This is a genomic window from Pseudorhodoferax sp. LjRoot39 (assembly GCF_964253035.1).
Lineage (GTDB): Bacteria > Pseudomonadota > Gammaproteobacteria > Burkholderiales > Burkholderiaceae_C > Pseudorhodoferax.
Genome location: NZ_CAXUQL020000001.1, coordinates 1,723,414 through 1,745,077, shown reverse-complemented (window position 1 = coordinate 1,745,077; position 21,664 = coordinate 1,723,414). Strand labels below are relative to the sequence as shown.

Genomic DNA, 21,664 nt, shown 5'->3' with positions numbered 1-21,664 from the left:
CACCAGGAGAGACACCATGCACCGCGACCCCATCCGCAACGCCGTCGAACTTCCCGCCCCCGGCGCAGGCCCGCTGTCCCGGCTCGCCCGCCTGCTGCCGCGGCGCAAGGACCGCGCCGCCGCGCCGTTCAAGCGCAAGCTGCTCGTGGAGACGCTGGAGCAGCGCGTGCTCATGGACGCCGACCCGCTGGCCGTGGCCGCCGTCAGCGCCCGGCTCGACAGCCCGGGCGAGGCCGATGTCTACACCTTCACGCTGGACAACGCGACCACGGTCTCCTTCGACAGCCAGACCGACAACGGCAACATGCGCTGGACGCTGACCGGCCCCAGCGGCACGGTCGTCAACGCCCAGGGCCTGGACAGCCAGAGCAATGCCGCGGCCTACGCACCGCTGAGCCTGGCGGCCGGCGACTACAGGATCACCATCGACGGCGTGGGCCAGACCACGGGCGACTACGGTTTCCGCCTGCTCGACCTCTCGCGCGCCGACAGCCTGCCGCTGGGCCAGCCCGTCAACGGAACCTTCGCCGACGGTGCGCAGCAGGTTGCCTACCAGTTCGACGCCCAGGCCGGCGACGCGCTGTGGCTGGACACCACCACGCTCCCCAGCGGCAGCAACCTGCGCCTGCACGACCCCTTCGGCAACCGCATCGGCACCTGGAGCAGCGACGCCGAGCTGCCGCTCCTGCCCTACAACGGCCGCTACACGCTGATCCTGGACGGCAACAGCAGCACGCCGCTGAACGCCGCCTATGCCTTCGAGCTGCGCCAGCTCGCCGCGCCCGCGACCGACCTGGGCACCCTGCCCGCGGCCGGCGCCGCGGTCAGCGGCAGCATCGCCGAGGCCGGTGACAGCGCGGTCGTGCGCTTCACGCTGGACGCCTCGCGCCGCATCCTGATCGACTCGCGCAGCACCAACAACAGCCTGCTCATGACGCTGACCGGCCCGGCCGGCCTGGTCACCGAGGCCACCAACGGCAACGGCCTGAGCAACGTGGGCCTGGGCAGCGTGGACAACTACGTCTCGCCCTGGGGCGTGCTGGAGCTGCCGGCCGGCAGCTACACGCTGCGCATCGACGGCTCGGGCGCCACCGTGGGCGACTACGCGCTGCGCTTCGTCGACGCCAGCAACCCCACGGCCGTGGTGCGCGACCAGTCCACCGCCGGCCAGCTCAACCCGGGCGGCGCCACCCATGTCTACCGCATCGCGGCCACGGCCGGCGACAGCATCCGCATGGACGCCGGCACCGCCACCGTGGGCGGCGTCAGCAACACCGGCGTGCTGGGCTGGACGCTGTACGACCCCTATGGCCGGCGCGTGACCCAGGCCTCGAACTGGTCCGACGTGAACAACATCGCGCTCGGCCTGTCCGGCGACTACACGCTGGTGGTGCGCGGCGACAACGACCGCGCACCCGCCACCGACTACGCCTTCACGGTCGTGAGCCTGGGCAACACGCCCGTGAGCCTGCCGGCCGGCAGCGCCGTGGCACTGGGCACCACGCCCACCAGCGGCTCCATCGCCGCGGCCGGGGGCAGCCAGGTCTGGCGCTTCACGCTGGCCACGGCCACCACGGTGTACTTCGACCCGCTCACGGGTGGCATGCCCAGCGACATGTTCATCGCGCTGCAGGGCCCGCGCGGCACCGAGACCGCCGCCAACACCCGCTTCGGCGGCTACAACACCAGCTACAGCACCGATGGCGCCCAGGTCTGGAACCTGGCGGCCGGCGACTACGCGCTGACCGTCAGTTCCAACAGCTCGGCCGTGGCCGCTTACCAATTCCGCCTGCTGAACCTGGCGGCGGCCTCGCCGCTGTCCTCGGGCAGCGTGACGCAGGGCGAACTCAACCCGGGCAGCGGCGTGGCCGTCTACAGCTTCGACGCGGCCGCGGGCGAGCGCATCTTCCTGGACGGCCGTTCCAGCGGCTTCACCAACCTGGAGCGCCGCCTGATCGACCCCTGGGGCCGCCTCGTCACGGGCGGCACGGCCAACCCAGGCACCGACAACCTCGAGCTCGCGCTGCCCTACGCCGGCCGCTACACGCTGCTGGTGGAAGGCCACAACAGCCTCGCCACGCCGCAGCCCTACAGCTTCGTGCTGGAGCGGCCGGTGGACCGCACCATCGCCTACGACATCGGCGTGGCCCAGCTGCCCGGCGTGCAATGGGGCACGGACGGCGCCAACCCGGCGCTGCACTTCGACGGCAACCAGGTCGCCACCGTGGCGACCGACCCGGCCCTGAGCATCCCGGGCGACGTGAGCTTCCAGCTGCGCTTCAAGGCCGACAACCTCGACCAGACCTGGCAATCGCTGCTCTACAAGGGCAACCAGAACAACAGCGGCGCCGAGCGCGATTACTCGGTGTGGCTCAACAGCGCCGGCTACCTGCACCTGTCCATCGGCACCGACTGGGGCGAGTACACCGTGCGCACGGCCGACGCCAGCATCCAGGCCGACCGCTGGTACGACGTGGTCGGCGTGGTCGACCGCACCAACGGCAAGCTGCGCATCTACATCGACGGCGTGCAGGCCGTCGAATCGACCAACGCGCTGCCGCCGGCCTCGGTGCCCAACCGCACCTACGCCACGCCGCTGACCATCGGCAACGCCATGGAGAACTGGTACAACAGCATCTCCGGTTTCGAGGGCAGCATCAGCGAGGTGCGGGTCTGGAACCGCGCGCTGACGGCCGCCAATGTCACGAGCTTGCAGACCACGGCGCCGAGTGCCAGCGACACCAGCCTGGTGCTGTGGCTGCCCCTGAACAGCGCGGGCACCAGCACCCTGGCCGACGCTTCGGGCGAAGGCCGCAACGCCACGGTCACCAGTGTCTATGCCGGCATCCCCGGCGTGGTCGTCGGCAACATCGCCGTTCCCGGCGAGAGCGTCACCTACACGCTGAGCCTGGCCCAGGCGCGCCGCGTGTTCATGGACGCCCTGGTCGCGCCCGGCCAGTTCAACGTCACCTTGAGCGGCCCCAACACCAACCTCACCAGCACCGACCTGGCCTGGGTCGACAACAACGTCGACATGTTCGACCTGCCCGCGGGCGAGTACCGCATCACCGTGCGCGGCCAGGGCCAGCACACCGGCAGCTTCGCCTTCCGGCTGCTCGATGCGGCCCAGGCCACGGCCATCGCCTACGACACCACGGTGCAGGGCCAGCTGCGGCCGGGCGACGCGGCCCAGCTGTACCGCTTCGACGCCCAGGCCGGCGAGGTGGTGTTCTTCGACGTGCTGGCCACCGGCGGCGCCAGCGCAGCGCAGTGGCGCCTCGTCGATCCCTACGGCCGCACGGTGTTCGGCCGCACCGGCCTCTCGGACCGCGAGAACACCACGCTGGCCGTGGCCGGCACCTACACCCTGGTGCTCGACGGCTACCCCTACGAGCGCGACCGCTGGTCCGACTACAGCTTGTCGCTGCGCAAGGTCACGCCTGCGGCGCCGCAGCCCATCGTGCTCGGCCAGTCGCTGGACGAGCAGGCGCAACGCACGGCCGGCCGCAACGGCGGCGGCGCCGTGGCCATCAGCAGCACCCAGTACGTGGAGATCAACGGCGCGGCCACCAACCTCACGGGCCAGATGACCGTCGAGGCCTGGTTCCGCGTCGACCGGCCCAGCACCGGCACCTGGACCGAGCTCTTCGTCAAGACCGACGAAGCCGGCTCGCGCCAGTACGGCGTGTGGATCAACGCCAACGGCCAGATCTACGCCGAGGCCACCGACCTCAACAACAGCAGCTACGGCATCACCAGCGCGGCCGGCCTGGTGCCCAACGTTGCCAACGGCCAGTGGCAGCACGTGGCCCTGGTGCTGGACCGCGCCAACAGCCAGCAGCGCCTGCTGCTCAACGGCGTGGAGGTGGTCAGCGGCTACCTCTCGCCGCAGGCCGCCCTGCAGCTGGACGATGCGCTGCGCCTGGGCCGCAATGCCGAGGGCCATGCCGCGCACGAGGGCTACAGCGTCAGCGTGGACGAGTTGCGCATCTGGAACGTGGCGCGCAGCAATGCGCAGATCGCAGCCGGCATGGCCGCGAACCTGCAGGGCAACGAGGCCGGCCTGGCCGCGCTGTACCGCTTCAACGAGGCCAGCGGCACCGCCGTGGTGGACGCCACCGGTACCGCAGGCAGCACAGGCCAGCTCGTGCGCCTGGCCGACGAGCTGCCCGGCCTGGTGGTCGGCCGCATCGATGCGCCCGGCCAGTCGCGCAGCTACACCTTCACGCTGAACAGCGCGCGTGCGGTCTACCTGGACAACTTCACGCACCGCAGCGACCTGAACTGGCGCCTGACCGGCCCCACCGTGAACATCGGCACCAGCCTGTACGGTGCCGACAGCAGCAACAGCTACAACCTGCTGCAGCTGCCCGCCGGCACCTACACCTTCACGGTCGATGCCGCGGGCGCCGCGGTGGGCGAGTTCGCGTTCCGCCTCGTCGACGTGGCCGCCGCGCAGCAGCCGGTGGCGCTCAACGCCGAGGTGCAGACCCGGCTGGAGCCCGGCGCGATGGCGCGCCTGTTCACCTTCGAGGCCAGCGCCGGCCAGCGCCTGTTCCTGGACATGCTGGCCTACACCGGCAGCCAGCCGGCCTGGCGCCTGCTCGATCCCACGGGCGCGCAGGTCTTCGGCGTGAACTGGGCCGCCGACGTGGACACCTTCACGGTCGGCCGCACCGGCAGCTACACGCTGATCCTGGAGGACTACACCGCCGCAGGCAGCGCCTCCAGCGAGCGCGACGTGCGCTTCGCCGTGCGCACCGTGCAGGACCAGACCGTGCCGCTGACGCTGGGCACCAGCCAGGTCCGCGCGCCCGAATGGGTGGCCGGGCCCGAGACGGCCGGCAGCGCCGTGCGCCTGGGCGACGGCCGCGAACTGGAGGTGCCGGCCAGCCCCGCGCTGGACCTGACCGGCAACTTCACGGTCGAGGCCATGGTCCGGCTGGACAGCTACAGCAACGGCTGGATGCCGGTGGTCTCGCGCGGCAGCGACTACAACCACCAGACCTTCGGCCTGTGGATCGGCACCCAGGGCCAGATCTACCTGGACAGCCACCAGCTCGGCAGCAGCAACCCCGACTACCCCTACGACCAGTTCTGGAACGTCGGCTCGGCCAACGGCGCCGTCTCGCTGAACGCCTGGCACCGGCTCAGCGCCAGCGTGAACCGCAGCACGGGCGCGGTGGCGATCTATGTCGACGGCAACCTGGTGGCCTCGGCCCAGCTGCAGTACTACCAGGACGGCCCGGCCAGCAGCCAGCCCGATGCCAAGCTGTACGTCGGCGCCACCGAGCTGACCGACCGCACACCGCTGTACGGCGCCGTGGCCGACCTGCGGGTCTGGAACACCGCCCGCAGCGCCGCGCAGATCCAGGCCAGCCAGAGCACGACGGCGCTGGCCGGCAACGAGGCCGGCCTGGTGCTGCTGCTGCCCATCACGGGCGGCACCGGCAATGTGCTGGCCGGCAGCGGCAGCAGCGGGCTGGCGGGCCGCGTGCAGAGCGTCAATGCGGGCCTGTCGGCCACCGTGGTGGAGGGCAGCATCACCCAGCCCGGCCAGCGCGTGCTCTACCAACTCAGCGTGGCGCAGGACACGCGCGTGCTGTTCGACACGCTGACCGCCAACAGTGCCTTCACCTGGTCGCTGCTGGACGAGGGCGGCGGCGTGGTCGCCAAGCTCAACGGCGAGGCGCTGCAGAACCGCCGCCTGCGCGACTCCGATGCCGCGCACACCAGCAACAGCCTGATGCTGCTGCGCGCCGGCCGCAGCTACACGCTGGTGGTCGACGCCGATGGCCAGAACACGGGCGACTTCGCGTTCCGCCTGCTGAACCTGGCCAACGCCGAGGCCATCGCCTACGACCAGACCATCGCCTACCCCGCCGAACCGGCCAACGCCACCCGGCTGTTCAGCTTCTCCGGCGTGGCCGGCCAGCAGATCGTGCTCGACGAGCTGGCCTGGCCCGGCGGCAACTGGCCCTACTGGCGCCTGTACGACCCGTTCGGCAACCAGATCCACGAGAGCTACTTCTACAGCGACTCGGCCACGCTCACGCTGGCCCGCACCGGCACCTACGTGCTGGCCATCGAAGGCCAGATCGACCAGCGCGGCACCACGCGGCCCAGCTTCCAGGTACACCTGGCCGGCACCGTGACGCCGCCCGCGCTGCCCACCGGCACCGCGCTCACGTTCACGGCCGGCGTGGCCACCGTCAACGGCACCAGCACGGCCATCGACACCCCGGCCGTCTACACCTTCACGCTGGCCCAGGCGCGCCGCATCTACGTCGACACGCTCACGCCCTCGACCAGCAACGCCTACTACAAGATCTGGAACCTCAGCAGCCCGGCCGGCACGGTGGCCGAGCGCTGGGCCTACGACACCGACGGTCCCAACCAGCGCAGCTACTACGACCTGCCGGCCGGCGACTACGCCTTCTCGGTGCGCACGCCCTACGACTGGGCGCTCACGCCGTTCGCGTTCAAGCTCATCGACATGGCCGCGGTGGCGCAGACGCTCACGCCGGGCACGGCCGTGGCGGGCACGCTGCAGCAGGCCAACAGCGCCGCGTTCTTCCGCTTCGACGGCGAGGCCGGCACGCGCTACTTCCTGAACGCCACCACCACCACCAACACGGGCAACGCCTACTGGCGCCTGCTGGACGCGCAGACGCTGGGCACGGTGGCACAGGGCTACTTCAACAACCAGGGCGACGCCCTCACGGTGCCGCGCGACGGCAGCTACATCCTCACGCTGGAGGGCTACTACGACACCGCCGGCCAGGCCAGCTACGGCTTCACGCTGTACGAGGGCGCCAACACCACGCAGGCCCTCACGCTGGGCAGCACCGTCAACGGCAACCTGGCCCAGCCCGGCGACGTGGCCAACTACAGCTTCACGCTGGACGCGGCCAGGCGCCTGTGGTTCGACTCGTTCAGCCAGCGTTCGGACATCGTCTGGCGCGTCCTGGACGCCGACGGCGTGGCGGTGTTCGGCAACCGCGATTTCCGCGACTACACCAACCACTACGACCCCTTCCTGCTGGAAGCGGGCAGCTACACGCTGCAGGTCGACGGCAACGTCGCCGCCGCCGGGGCCTACAGCTTCCGGCTCATGGACATGGGCACGGCCACGCTGGTGACGCCCGGCACCGCGCAGAACGGCACGCTGACGCCCGGCACCGAGGTCGACTTCTACGCCTTCGACGCCCAGGCCGGCGACTCCTTCTTCTTCGACATGGTCTCGCGCACGACCAACCAGACCATGTACTGGCGCCTGTACGACCCCTACGGCCAGCGCATCTGGGGCGGCACCGACCTACAGGACGTGGACGTCACGCAGCTGGCCTACACCGGCCGCTACACCGTGGTCATCGAGGGCTACGAAGCCAACACGCTGAACACCAGCTACAGCTTCAACATCGTGCCGGTGCTGCCGCAGGCGCCGGTGGCACTCAGCATCGGCCTGCAGCCGGCGCCCAACCTGCAGGTGCAGAACCTGCAGGTCAGCGGCGCGGACGGCAGCGTGCATTCGGGTGGCACGCTCAACATCGCCTGGCAGACCACCAACAGCGGCGACCGCGCGCTCGACACCGCGTTCCAGGAACGCGTGATCGTCACCAACGCCCAGGGCCAGACCGTCGTCAACGTGCTGCTGCCCTACGACCCGGCCGTGGCCGGCGTGATCGGCATCGGCCAGGCCAGGGCGCGCAGCACCCAGGTGCTGCTGCCGCCCGGTGCGGCCGGCGCGGGCCTGCTGACCATCACCGTCATCACCGACACCACCAACGCCGTGCTCGAGAAGGGCGCGGCCGGCGAGTCGGACAACACGCTGCAGACCACGGTCAACTCCACGCTGCTGGTCTACCCCGACCTGGGCGTCGGCCAGCTGGCCATTGCGCCGGCCGCGGGCCTGAAGGCCGGCGACCAGGTGACCGTGAGCTGGCGCGACGAGAACCGCGGCGACGCCGCACCGGCCAACGGCTGGGTCGACCGCGTCGTGGTGCGCAACACCAGCACCGGCGCCGTCGTGCTCGACCAGCGCGTGACGGTTCCGGCCGGCAGCGCCGCCATCGCCGCGGGCGGCGCGCTGGCCCGGCAGTACGTGTTCAGCTGGCCGGCCGGTGCCAACGGCGTCGGCAACTTCGAGGTGACCGTCACGGCCGATGCCGACGGCGCCGTGGCCGAGTACAACGCCACCGACACGGCCGAGGCCAACAACGCCGCCAGCACCACCTTCACCTCGGCCCCCGACCTGACGAGCGACGGCCTCACCGTGCTGACCACCACGCCGGTCTCCGGCGGCCTGGTCGACCTGCAATGGACGGTGCGCAACCAGGGCAATGCGCCCACGCCCACGGGCTGGTTCGACCACATCGTCGTGACCAACGTGGACACCGGCGCCACGCTGCTGAACCTGGACGTGTTCTACACGCCCACCACCGCGTTGGCCGTGGGCGGCTCGGCCACGCGCAACTTCCAGCTGCGGCTGCCGGACGGCCAGGCCTCGGTGGGCAACATCCGCTTCACCGTGGTGGCCGACCAGAACGCCAGCAACGCCTCGGGCCTGGCCGAGACCAACGAGACCAACAACCAGGCCCAGGTGACCAAGGCCGCGGTGCTGAGCCAGGCCGCCAACCTCGTGGTGACCGACTTCACGGCCCCGCCCACGCAGCGCAGCGGCGACGCCGCCGCCTTCGCCTGGACCGTGCGCAACAGCGGCAACGCCGCCACGCCGGGCACGGCCTGGCACGACCGCATCGTGCTGTCGGCGGACGCCACCATCGGCAACGCCGACGACGTGACCGTGGCCACCGTGGCGCGCAACGGCGCGCTGGCCGCGGGCGCCAGCTACACGGTCGAGTGGTCGGCCACCGTGCCGGCCGGCTACGACGGCAACTACCGCTTCGCACTCGTGACCGACGTGTTCAACACCGTGGTCGAGCCCGACGCCGAGAACGACAACGTGAGCGCGCTGCGCGCCGCGCTGCTGACGCCCTACCACGCCGACCTCACGGTCAGCGAGCTGAGCCTGCCGGCCAACGGCAACGGCGGCCAGAGCGTCACCGTGAGCTGGCGCACCACCAACGGCGGCGATGCCGGCACCGGCAACACCTGGTGGTACGACCGGCTCTGGCTGTCGCCCACGGGCGCGATCGGCGATGGTTCCGGCGCAATCCTGCTCGGCAACTTCGCACGCAGCGCCGGCGCGCTGGCCGCGGGCGCCAGCCGTGTGGAGCAGCAGCAGGTCACGCTGCCCAACGGCGTGAGCGGCAGCTTCAAACTGGTGGTCGAGTCCGACATCTACAACTGGGTGGCCGAGAGCCGCTTCAACGACAACAACAGCGCTGTTTCCGCCACCAGCATCGTGCTGAGCGAGGCGCCCTCGGTGGACCTGCGCGTGCAGAACGTGGCCGGCCCGGCCACGGCCCGCCCCGGCCAGCAGCAGACCGTGAGCTGGGAGATCCGCAACGCGGGCGCCGGCGCCGCCGCCGCGCCCTGGACCGACCACCTCTACCTCTCGTCCAACGGCAGCCTCACGGGCGCCATCTACCTGACCAGCTTCACGCACCAGAGCCCGCTGGCCGGCAACGCCACCACCCAGGCCAACACCCAGTTCTGGATGCCCGACGTGGCCGACGGCAACTGGCGCGTGATCGTGGTCACCGATGTCAACAACCAGGTCTACGAGAGCGGCGCGGCCGATGCCGAGACAGGCAACAGCGGCCAGGCCGCGGCCACCACGGCCGTGACCCACACCGATGTGGGCGCCGCCGGTGTCACCGTCAGCGCCGGCGCCGCCGCTGGCCGTGCCAGCACCATCAGCTGGACCGCCCGCAACGACGGCAGCGCCGCCGCGCCGCCGGACTGGCTGGAGCGCGTGTTCCTGTCGTCCAACGAGGTTCTGGACGGCAGCGACATCCTGCTGGCCACCACCACCGTGGGCAGCGCCATCGACGCCAACGGCGTGCTGCTGCGCAGCGTGCAGGCCCAGCTGCCGGCCAACCTGGCCGCAGGCAGCTGGCGCATCATCGTGCAGAGCGATGCGGACAACGCGCTGCGCGAGCTGACGGCCGGCGAGGCCAACAACCTGGCGGTCTCCGCCGCCTTCGCCGTGGCCGAGGCGCCGCTGCCCAACCTCACGGTCGGCAACGTGGCCGGCCCGGCCAGCATCCGCGCCGGCCAGGCCGCCACCGTGACCTGGACCGAGCGCAACCTGCTGGACGAGCCCGCCACGGGCGACTGGTCGGCGCAGATCTACCTGTCCTCGGACAATGCCATCGGCGGCGACATCCTGGTCGGCTCGGCCAGCTTCACGGGCGGCCTCGCGGCGAACGGCCAGGTGGCCCGTTCGGCCGAGGTCATGCTGCCGACCACGCTGTCGCCCGGCGCCTGGCGCTTCGTGGTGCGCACCGACAGCGCCAACCGCGTGCTGGAGCGCGACGAACTGGACAACGCCGCCATCGCCGCCACTGCGAGCAACGTGCCCGCCGCACTGCAGCTGAACCTGGTCGGCAGCGTGGCCGAGGCCGCGGGCAGCTTCACGGCCAGCCTGCAGCGCAACGGCGACCTCGGCAGCGCGCTGACGGTGGCCCTGGTCTCCAGCGACACCAGCGAGGCCACCGTGCCGGCCACGGTCACCATCCCGGCCGGCCAGGCGCTCGTGAACTTCACGGTCAGCCTGCCGGCCGACGGCACCGTCGACGGCACCCAGCTGGTCAACATCGCCGCCACGGCCAATGGCGTGCTGGGCGACAACCGCAACCTGAATGTGACCGACAGCAACAGCGCCACGCTCACGCTGAGCGCGGTGCTGGCGGTGCAGGAGAACCAGGGCCAGCTCACGATGACCGTGAGCCGCAACACCGACGCCGGCGCCGGCGCGCTGCAGGTGCGCCTGAACAGCGCCAACACGGCCGCGCTGCGCGTGCCCGGCATCGTGACCATTCCGGCCGGTGCCACCAGCGTGAGCTTCGCGGCCCAGATCCTGGACGACCTGGAGGTCTGGGGCACGCGCGAGGTGCGCGTGAATGCCGCGGCCGACGGCTACACCGCCCACTCGGTCAACGTCGCCATCGCCGACGACGAGCTGCCCGAGCTCACGATGAGCTTCAGCAGCAACCAGGTGGCCGAGGGCGCGGGCGCCAACGCCGTGGGCGTGACGCTGCGGCGCGACCGCCCGGGCACCTACGACCTGGTGTTCAACGTGCTCAGCGACAACCGCGACGCGCTGACCGTGCCCACGCGCGTGGTGATCCCGGCCGGCGAAACCGAGGTGCACTTCAACGCCAGCCCGGTGGACAACACCCTGTCGGGCGACGGCAGCCGCAGCGTGAACGTGTTCGCCACCATGCTGAACCCGGCCGGCGTGGAAATGCGCCAGAACACCGCCTCCAACGCGATCCTCGTGACCGACGACGACGGCCCCACGCTGTCCGTCACCCTGTCGGCCGACAGCGCCAGCGAACTGGGCGGCGCCATCACCGGCACGGTCAAGCGCAACACCGCCACCACGGGCGACCTGGTCGTCACGCTCACGAGCAGCGACACCACCGAGGCCCGCGTGCCAACGACGGTGACCATCCTCGCGGGCCAGGACTCGGCCAGCTTCAGCATCACACCGCAGGCCGACAACACCGTGGACGGCACGCAGGCCGTGACCATCCGCGCCAGCGCCACGGGCTTCAGCAGCGGCGCGGCCGGCCTCAACGTGACCGAGGGCGACCTGCCCGACCTCATCGTCAGCGAAATCGGCCAACCTGCCAGCGGCTACGCCCAGACCCGCATCGACCTGAGCTGGACCGTGACCAACCAGGGCCTGGCGACAGCCAACGGCGGCTTCCGCGACCGCGTCTACCTCTCGCGCGACGACGTGCTGAGTTCGGCCGACCGCCTGGTGGCCGCCGTGATCCACACCAGCCCGGTGCCGCAGGGCCAGGGCTACACGCAGACCGCCTCCATCCTGCTGCCCGAGGAGACCGGCGTCTACCGCGTGATCGTGGTCACGGACGCGCTCTCCAGCGTGAACGAGGGCTCGGAGCGCAACAACGTGGGCGTGTCCTCGCTGCCGCTCAACGTGCGCGCGCCCATCACGGCCACGGTGCAGACCGCCGTCACCCAACTGGCCGTCAGCGGCGAGGCCGGCCAGACCGTGGTGCCCATGACCGGCACGGCCACCGACGTGCGCACCGGCCAGGCCGCAGCCAACACCGCCGTCAAGGTCATGGTGCGGGTCGGCACGGTCGAGCGCCTGCTCGACGCCACCACCGACGCCAGCGGCAACTTCAGCGTGGACTTCGTGCCGCTGCCGGGCGAGGCCGGCATCTTCGAGATCGGCGCCGGCTTCACGGGCGACAAGGACTTCACGGTGCAGGACAGCTTCAAGCTGCTCGCCATCGAGGCCAGCGTGCCCTACATCCGCGCCATGGGCACGAACGAGACGCCGCTTGAAGGCAGCTTCGTGCTCGAGAACATGGGCAACGTGCCGCTCACGGGCCTCACGGCCGCCGTCGAAGGCCTGGCCAGCAACTTCCAATTCGAGGTGGTGAACCTGGCCACCAGCCTGGCCGGCGATGGTTCGGTCACGGTCAACTGGCGCCTCACGGGCCACGGCATCACCGACCAGCTGGTGGCCAGCAAGGGCATGCTGGTGCTGACCACGGCCGAGGGCGCGACCGAGCGCCTGGTGCTGGACCTGGCCTGCATCCCGCAGACGCCCAAGCTGGTCGCCACGCCCGGCTACCTGGCCCAGGGCATGTTGATGGGCCGCCAGACCCTGGTCTCGTTCGAGGTGCACAACCAGGGCGCGGCCGACACCGGCGCGGTCACGGTGCAGCTGCCCGACTTTCCCTGGCTCAAGCTCGTGAGCCCCGCGGTGATCGACAACATCGCCGCCGGCGGCAAGGCCACGGTGACGGTGGCGCTCTCGCCCACCGAGGACAACGCCGACCTGATCCGCTACGACGGCAACATCGCCATCAACGCCCGCCTGGGCGGGCTGGCCATGCCCTTCCAGTTCCGCGCCGTCAGCGAGGCCAAGGGCGAGATGCGCGTCTCGGTGGAAGACCAGCTGACCTACTACGCCGAGGGTGCGCCCAAGGTGGCCGGCGCCACCGTCACGCTGACCGACCCCTACACCTTCGACGTGGTCGCCACCGCCACCACGGACGCCAGCGGCACCGTGCTGCTGACCGGCGTGCCCGAGGGCAACTACATCCTCACGGTCAACGCCGACAAGCACAGCAGCTACCGCGCGACCAAGATGATCACGGCCGGCACCACCAGCGAGCAGACCATCTTCCTGGACCGCCAGCTGGTGAGCTACTCGTGGAACGTGGTGCCGGTGGAGATCCAGGACCGCTACCAGATCAAGCTGGAGTCCACCTTCGAGACCGAAGTACCGGTGCCCGTCATCACGGTGGACGCGCTCAAGATGCCGGTGGTGCTGCCGGGCGTCACGTCGACCATCACGATCAAGGTGTCCAACCACGGCCTGATCCAGGCCGAGGACGTGCGCATCAACGTGCCCAACGACGACCTGTTCGAGATCGTGGCGCTGACCAACGTGATCGACATCCTGCCGGCCAAGAGCTCCATCGAGATCCCGATCACGATCCGCGTGAAGGACGGCGTCACGCCCGAGATGCTGGCCGCGGCCTCGCTGTCCAGCGACGGCATCGGCCCCGAAGGCTGGGGCTCGGCCATCGTCAAGTGCCTGGGCATCGACACGGCCTACAAGCTGCGCTGCGGCCCGGACGGCCGCTGGTACAGCGAGAAGACCGACATCAAGCCCGTGCTCTGCGCAATGGACTTCAACGAGGCCGCCGCCGGCCAGCTGCTGAGCTACATCGGCGACGACTTCAACCTGCTGGACCTGGGCTGCGATGCGCTGGACCTGCTGCTGTCCTGCCTGGACGCGGACGACTGCCTGTCCTTCTTCATCAACGCGGCCTGCGGCGCCATCGTCGGCGGCGTGACGGCCGGCCCCTGGGGCGCGGCGGCCGGCGCGGCCGGCGCGCTGGACGACCTGCTGGCCTGCCTGTGCCAGATCCTCGGCCCCATCGGCGGCGGCAGCGGCACGGTGACGGGCGGCCCGTCCGGCGGTGGCGGCGGCTGGGGCTGGTGGTACCCGGGCGGCGGCTACGCCAGCGGCTCGGGCTGGACCTACGACATCCAGTACGTGAACTGCCGCGGCGAGCCCGTCTCGGCGCTGGAGCAGCAGCGCGCCGACGAAGGCCTGATGGCGGCCGTGGCCTCCGGCGCCGTGGCGCCCGAGGCCATCGCCGCGGTGGAGGCGCACAACGAATCGCGCACCGAGCAGCTCGCGGCGCTCGCAGCCGATGGCGACGGCATCCTCGACGCCGAGGAAGCCGGCATCTGCGCCCAGGTGCGCATCAGCATCGAGCAGCAGGCGGTGCTCACGCGCACGGCCTTCCAGGGCACGCTGCAGATCGTCAACGGCAACACCGGCGTGCCGCTGACCGGCGTGCAGCTGGTGCTGGACATCCGCGACGAAGCCGGCAACGCCGTCAACGACCTGTTCGCCACGCGCGCCCCGACCTTGAGCGGCCTGACCGCGCTGGACGGCAGCGGCGTGCTGGCCGGCGGCGCCACCGGCAGCGCGCAGTACCTGTTCATCCCCACGGTGGACGCAGCGCGCAACCAGCCCACGCGCTACACCATCGGCGGCACGCTGAGCTACGTGGAAGGCGGCCAGAAGATCACGGTGCCGCTGGTGGCCGCGCAGATCACGGTCTACCCCGAGGCGCGGCTGAACCTGCACTACTTCCAGCAGCGCGACGTCTACGGCGACGACCCGTTCACCGACGACGTGGTCGAGCCCAGCGAGGAATTCGCGCTGGGCCTCCTGGCCTACAACGACGGCGCCGGCGACGCGCGCAACTTCACGATCACCTCGGCCCAGCCCAAGATCATCGAGAACGAGAAGGGCCTGCTGATCGACTTCAAGATCGTCGGCACCCAGGTCGGCGACCAGGCCCAGGCGCCCACGCTGACCGCCAACCTGGGCAACATCGCGGCCGGCCAGACCCAGGTCGCGCAGTGGAACATGACATCCACGCTGCAGGGCAAGTTCATCGACTACACGGCCACCTTCGAGCACCTGGACGGCATGGGCGACACGCGGCTGTCGCTGATCGAGTCGGTCAACATCCACGAGCTGATCCGCTCGGTCAAGGCCAATGCGGGCGATGCGCCCGACTTCCTGGCCAACGACGACCCCGACAGCAACCACACGCCCGACCGGCTGTACATGAACGACGGCTCGCAGCACGTGGTCAAGACCCTGACCAACGCCGTCGCCAGCCGCACGGCCGCGCCGGGCGCGCTGGCCGTCACGCTGACGGCCGACGCGGCCTCGGGCTGGGGCTACTTCAAGATCGCCGACCCCGGCGTGGGCTATGCACTGGACCGCATCGTGCGCTCGGACGGAAAGGTGTTGAGCCTGGGCCGCGAGGCCTGGCGCACCGACCGCAGCTTCCCCGAGTCGCTGGCCGGTGCCGTGCGCGAGAACCTGCTGCACTTCATCGACGAAGGCTCCACCGGCAGCTACACCGCCTACTTCAAGATCGACGACGCGGTGGCGCCGCGCCTGGTCGAGGTCCTGCCGGTCTCGCCCGACCCGGCCACCGCGCCCGTGGACACAGTGGACGTGCGCTTCAGCGAGGCACTGGACCTGGCCAGCTTCTCGGTGGCCGACCTGGCGCTGACGCGTGAAGGCGGCGACGGCAGCAACCTCTTGGCCGGCGCCAACGGCATCACGGTGACGCAGATCGGCGCCGCGGCCGACCACCTGTACCGCATCTCGGGCCTGGCCAACTTCACGGCCGGCAGCGGGCTGTACCGGCTCACGGTCAACGCCACCGGCATCGCCGACTACGCCGGCAACGCCGGCGAGGGCGTGCTGACCGAAACCTGGGGCATGGGCGACATCGGCCCCTACGTGCTGAGCATGGCGGCCGGCCCGGCCGCGCGCCACACGCCGCTGGACATGGTGGACATCACCTTCAACACCGCGCTGGACGCGAGCAGCTTCAACCCCGGCGACCTGCGCCTGGAGCGCGACGGCGTGGTGCAGAGCCTGGCCGGCGCCACGCTCTCGCTGACGCAGCTGGCCGGCAACCAGTACCGCCTGAGCGGCCTGGGCGCGGTGACGGGCACCGACGGTGCCTACAGCCTCACGCTGCTGTCCACCGGCCTGCTGTCGTCCGGCGGCGCGGCCGGCCTGGGCAGCCAGGCCGTGGGCTGGCGCATGGACACCGTGGCACCGCGCGTGCTCGACGTGAAGGACCTCATCGACACCGTGCGCAAGACGGTGGTGCTGGGCCTGGACGTGGAAATGTCCGAGCGCGTGGACCTGGCCACCTTCGACTACCGCGACATCGTGCTCACGCGCACCGTGGCCGGCATCAAGAGCGGCAACCTCATCGACGCGCAGACCAAGGTCGAGTACGTCTCGGGCAACACCTACCGCGTGAGCGGCTTCAACTGGGTCAGCGGGCTGGAAGGCACCTACGAATTCAGCGTCAGCGGCGCAGGCCTGGCGGACGAAGCCGGCAACGCCGGCACGGGCGAAGCCCGCCAATCCTGGCTCATGGACTTCCACGACCCGGTGACGGCCAGCGCGATCAAGATCGCACCGGACAACGGCCAGTCGTCCACCGACCTGCGCAGCAACCAGCTGAACTTCATGCTGAGCGGCCAGCTCGGCGAAGCCGGCCTGTCGGTGCGCGTGACCGACCGCACCACGGGCAACGAGATCGGCTACGCCACCGTGGACGGGCTGAACTTCAGCATCGCGGTGCAACTAGACGCCGCCGGCATCCACGAGCTGCGCGTGCGCACCGTGGACGCGGCCGGCAACCTGGCCGACGCGGTGGTGAGCGTGTTCGTCGACGTGGTCAAGCCCACGCTCTCCGAGCCGCTGCTGCACCGCGACGCGGATGGCAACGTGGACCGCATCACGCTGAACTTCAGCGAGCCCATCGACCCGGCCAGCCTCACGCTGGCCGCGCTGGGCCTGTCGCGCGACGGCGGCGCCAACCTGCTGGCCGGCGCCACGCTGACGCGCGTGAGCGCCACGCAGTACGTGCTGAGCGGCCTGGCCGCGCGCACGGCAGACGCCGGCAGCTACCGCTTCAGCGTGGCCATGCCGCAGGTGCGCGACGAGGTCGGCAACACCGGCGACGGCAGCGTAGCGCTGCAGTTCGCCGGCCAGCTGGCCAGCACCGGCAGCATCAGCGGCGTGGTCTACGACGACATCGACGGCACCGGCACGCGCGAGGCCGACGAGCTGGCCCAGGGCGGCTGGACCGTGTTCGCCGACGACAACAACAACGGCCAGCTCGACGCGGGCGAGGTCTCGGCCATCACCGCCGAGGGCACTGGCCGTTACACCTTGTCCGGCCTGTCCATCGGCACGCACCGCATCGTGGTCGTCGCGCCCAGCGGCTGGACCATGACGCCCGGCACGCAGGTGCAGGTCACGCTCGGCGCCAACGCGCCCGAGGTCACGCAGAACTTCGGCGCCTTCGCGCTGGCCAGCCTGTCGGGCACGGTGTTCGACGACGCCAACGCCAACGGCGTGCGCGGCATCGAAGAGGCCGCGCTGGCCGGCCGCCTGGTGCTGCTGGACGCCAACAACAACGGCGTGGCCGATGCGGGCGAAGCCACCACCACCACCGACGCGCAAGGCCGCTACAGCTTCCAGGACCTGGCCCCGGCCACGCTGCGCGTGGTGCTGTTCGCCGGCGACGGCTACCTGCCGCTGCTGGCCTCGGCGGTGTACTCGCCCAAGTCGGGCGAGGCGTTCACGCGCGACATCGCGGCGGTTCGCCCCGGCAGCATCAGCGGCACCAAGTACGAGGACGTCAACGGCAACGGCCAGCGCGACGCGGGCGAGCTCGGCGTGGCCGGCTGGACCATCTTCCTGGACGACAACGGCAACGACGCGCTGGACGCCGGCGAGCGCTTCACGCAGACCGACGCAGACGGCCACTACGTGTTCACGGGTCTCTTGCCCGGCAGCTTCCGCGTGGTCGAACTGGCCCGCACGGGCTGGATCCAGACCGCGCCCGGCACGGTGGAGCCCGGCGGCGGCCACGAGCAGGCGCTCGACGCATTGCTGACCCTGCCCGGCATGGTGGCCGACGTGGAGGAAGACCTGCTGCAGGCCTACCTCAACGAGACCGGCATGAACTACGACTGCGGCTGCGGCACCTTCGTGCTGGAGAAGTACACGCAGGGCCAGGCCGCCTCGCACTTCTCCAAGATGGACACGCTGACCGACCCGCTGCTGGCCTCGCTGACCGGCCAGGGCGTGCGCGTGGTCGTGATCGACACCGGCATCGACACCGATTCGAGCTTCTTCGGCCCCGACACCGACGGCGACGGCGTGTCCGACCGCATCGTGTTCCAGTACGACTTCGGCGACGGGGATGCGGACGCCAACGACGCCATCGGCCACGGCACCAACGTGGCCGGCGTGATCGCCGGGCAGGACGCGCAGTACAGCGGCATTGCCACCGGGGCCGACCTGGTCGTGCTCAAGGTCTTCGACGCCAACAGCCAGGGCTACTTCAGCAAGCTCAAGGCCGCGCTGGAATGGGTGGAGGCCAATGCCGAGGCCTACAACATCGGCGTGATCAACATGTCGCTGGGCGACGGCGGCAACTGGGGCGAGGCCATCAGCCGCTACGGCATGGGCGAGCTGTTCGAGCGCCTGGCCGCGCGCGGCCTGGTGACCATCGCCGCGGCCGGCAACAACTACTACCAGACCGGCGGCGCCATGGGCGTGGCCTACCCAGGTTCCGACCCAGCCGTGCTGTCGGTCGGCGCCATGTGGGCCGGCAACTTCGGCGGGCCGTGGCGCTTCTCCAGCGGCGCGACCGACTACACCACGGCCTATGGCCGCATCGCCAGCTTCACGCAGCGCGATCCGGACCAGATCGACGTGATGGCGCCCGGCGCCCGCTTCACCTCGGCCGGCCTGAACGGCGGTCTCTCGACCATGCAGGGCACCAGCCAGGCGGCCGCCTTCATGAGCGGCGCTGCGGCCCTGGTGCAGCAGGCGGCCAAGCTGCTGATGGGCCGCTACCTGACCACCGGCGAGTTCGCCGACCTGCTGGCCAAGAACACCTACCGCGCGGTCGATGGCGACGACGAGAGCGACAACGTGGTCAACACCAGCGCCTCGTACAACAAGCTGGACATCCCCAAGCTGCTGCGCGGCCTGCAGGCCTATGCGGCGGCGGGCGGCGGCAGCGAGGGCGGCGGCGGCCAGGGCGAGACGCCGACCGACGGCCCGCTCTCGGCCTACAGCGCGCGCACGCTGCAGGTCACGCCGGGTGCCACGGCCAGCGGCCAGGACTTCGGCAACTTCCGGCTGGGCCAGGTGGCAGGCGTGGTCTACGCCGACGCCGACAAGGACGGCGTGCAGGATGCCGGCGAGGCCGCGCAGGCCGGCATCCAGGTCTACCTGGACGCCAACGACAACGGCAACCTCGACCAGGGCGAGCAGGCCGCCACGACGGATGCCGAAGGCCGCTTCGCCTTCCACAACATGGGCCCGGGCAGCGTGACGCTGCGCGCGGTCGCGCCGACCGGCCAGACCGCGGGCAACGACGTGCCGCTGACCGTCACGAGCGGGTTGAACCAGACCGGCATCGCGCTGGGCCTGCGCAGCGTGGACGCCGGCGCCTTCCAGGCCGTGGCCGACGAGGCCGCACTGGACGAGGACGGCTCGGTCACCGTCAACGTGCTGGCCAACGACCAGATCGCCGACGCCACGGGGCTGGTGCTCTCGCTGATCGGCGAAGGCCCGGCGCACGGCAGCGTGGCGCTGGTCGAAGGCCAGCTGGTCTACACGCCGGACGCCGACTTCCACGGCAGCGACAGCTTCTCCTACAGCATCGCCGGCCCCGGCGGGCGCAGCAGCAGCGCCACCGTGCAGATCACGGTGCGTCCGGTCAACGACCTGCCGCTGCTTTCCGCGCTGCCCGACCAGCAGCTGACCGAAGGCCAGACCCTGGTGCTGCAGCTGCAGGCCAGCGACGTGGACGGCGACCCGCTGCGCTACACGCTGCTGCAGGCCCCCGAGGGCACCACGCTGGACGAGGCCACGGGCCAGCTGCGCTGGACCGCCGTGGCACTGCCGGGCGCACAGACCGTGCGCGTGCAGGTCAGCGACGGCCAGGGCGGCACGGCCGAACGCAGTTTCAGCATCGGTGTGCAGATGGGCACGCTGCGCGTGAGTTCGGTGCAGCAGTTCGCCTGGGGCTTCTCGCTGCGCTTCAACGACGCCATCGACGCCAGCCAGTTCAACCTCTACGGCGCCAACCCCGACTTCACGGTCACGGGCGCGCGCGTGGGGGCCGTGTTCGGCTCGGTGGTGTTCGACGCCGACGGCAAGGGCCTGACCTGGGTGCGCACGGGCGCGGCACTGGAGGCCGATGCCTACACGCTCACGCTCAAGTCCGGCGCGCAGGCGCTGACCAGCACGCAGCGCGGCCACCTGGATGGCGACGCCAACGGCCAGGCCGGCGGCGACTGGAGCGGCCAGTTCCAGGTGGGCACCTTGCCCGCCGTGCGGCTGCGCCTCCCGGACTTCGCACGCGGCCCTGGCCAGGCCGTGCCGGCCACGGCCAACGGCGGCATGCCGGTCACGCTGACGACGGATGGCACGGTGACCAGCCTGAGCTTCCTGCTCAAGGCCGACCCGGCGCTGCTGCGCATCACCGAGATCCGGCGCGGCACCCAGCTGCCGGCCGGCGCCACGCTCAGCGTGCAGGCGGCCGAGGGCGGTGTGCGCATCACCATCACCAGCGCCACGCCGCTGGCGGCCGGCAACCTGCAGCTGCTGAGCGTCATCGGCACCGTGAGCGCCACGGCCACGCTGGGCAGCGCGGGCCTGATGGTGGTCGACCAGCTGATGGTCAACGGCGCAGCACGGCCGGCCTCGGCCGATGCCGGCCTCATCTTCGTCGGCCACGCCGGCGACATGGACGGCAACGGCAAGTACGAGGCCGCCGACGTGAGCCTCGCACAGCGCCTGATCGTGCGGCTGGACAACCACCTGCCCTGGGCCAACGACATCGACTTCCTGGTGGTGGGCGATGTGACGGGCGATGGCGTCTTCAACGCGACCGATGCCGCCATGGTCCAGCAGCGCCGCATGGCGGGCGCGGCTGGCACGGCCACGATCCCCGCAATTCCGGAGCAGCCGGTGGAGTCCACCACGCCGACGCTGAACCTGGCGGGCACCTTCGCGAACTTCGCGGTGGCCAACGGCGCAAGCGTCGCCCTGGCCACGGTCTCCGGCGACGCCGCGAGCCGCAGCACGGCGGCCAGCCGCGACGGGGCGCTGCTGCCGGTGGCCTTGAAGGTCGTGCCCTCGGCCGTGTCCCAGGGCGTGGTGGCCTGATTGGCCGGGCCGTCGGGCGGCCACCGGCTCGCCGGCCTGCTGATGCTGGCCGGCGGCCTGGCGGTGCTGGGCTACTGCGTGCGGCACCTGTGGCGCGCCTGGCGCACGGGGCAGGTGCCGGGGAAGCTGGGGGCGGTGTACCAGGCGGGGGACGCGGCCTATGCAAGCAACCTCGTGCTCACGCTGGTGGGCGTCGGGTTGGCACTGGGTTGTTGCTGGCTGGGG

General features: G+C 71.0%; 1 protein-coding gene. It reads left to right on the top strand.

The features are described 5' to 3' along the window. Positions 1–16: 16 nt before the first annotated feature. Entirely contained in the window at positions 17–21,439 is a 21,423-nt protein-coding gene (locus tag ACSQ4M_RS08205) for a CARDB domain-containing protein (RefSeq protein WP_436189091.1), read from the top strand. Positions 21,440–21,664 lie beyond the last annotated feature (225 nt).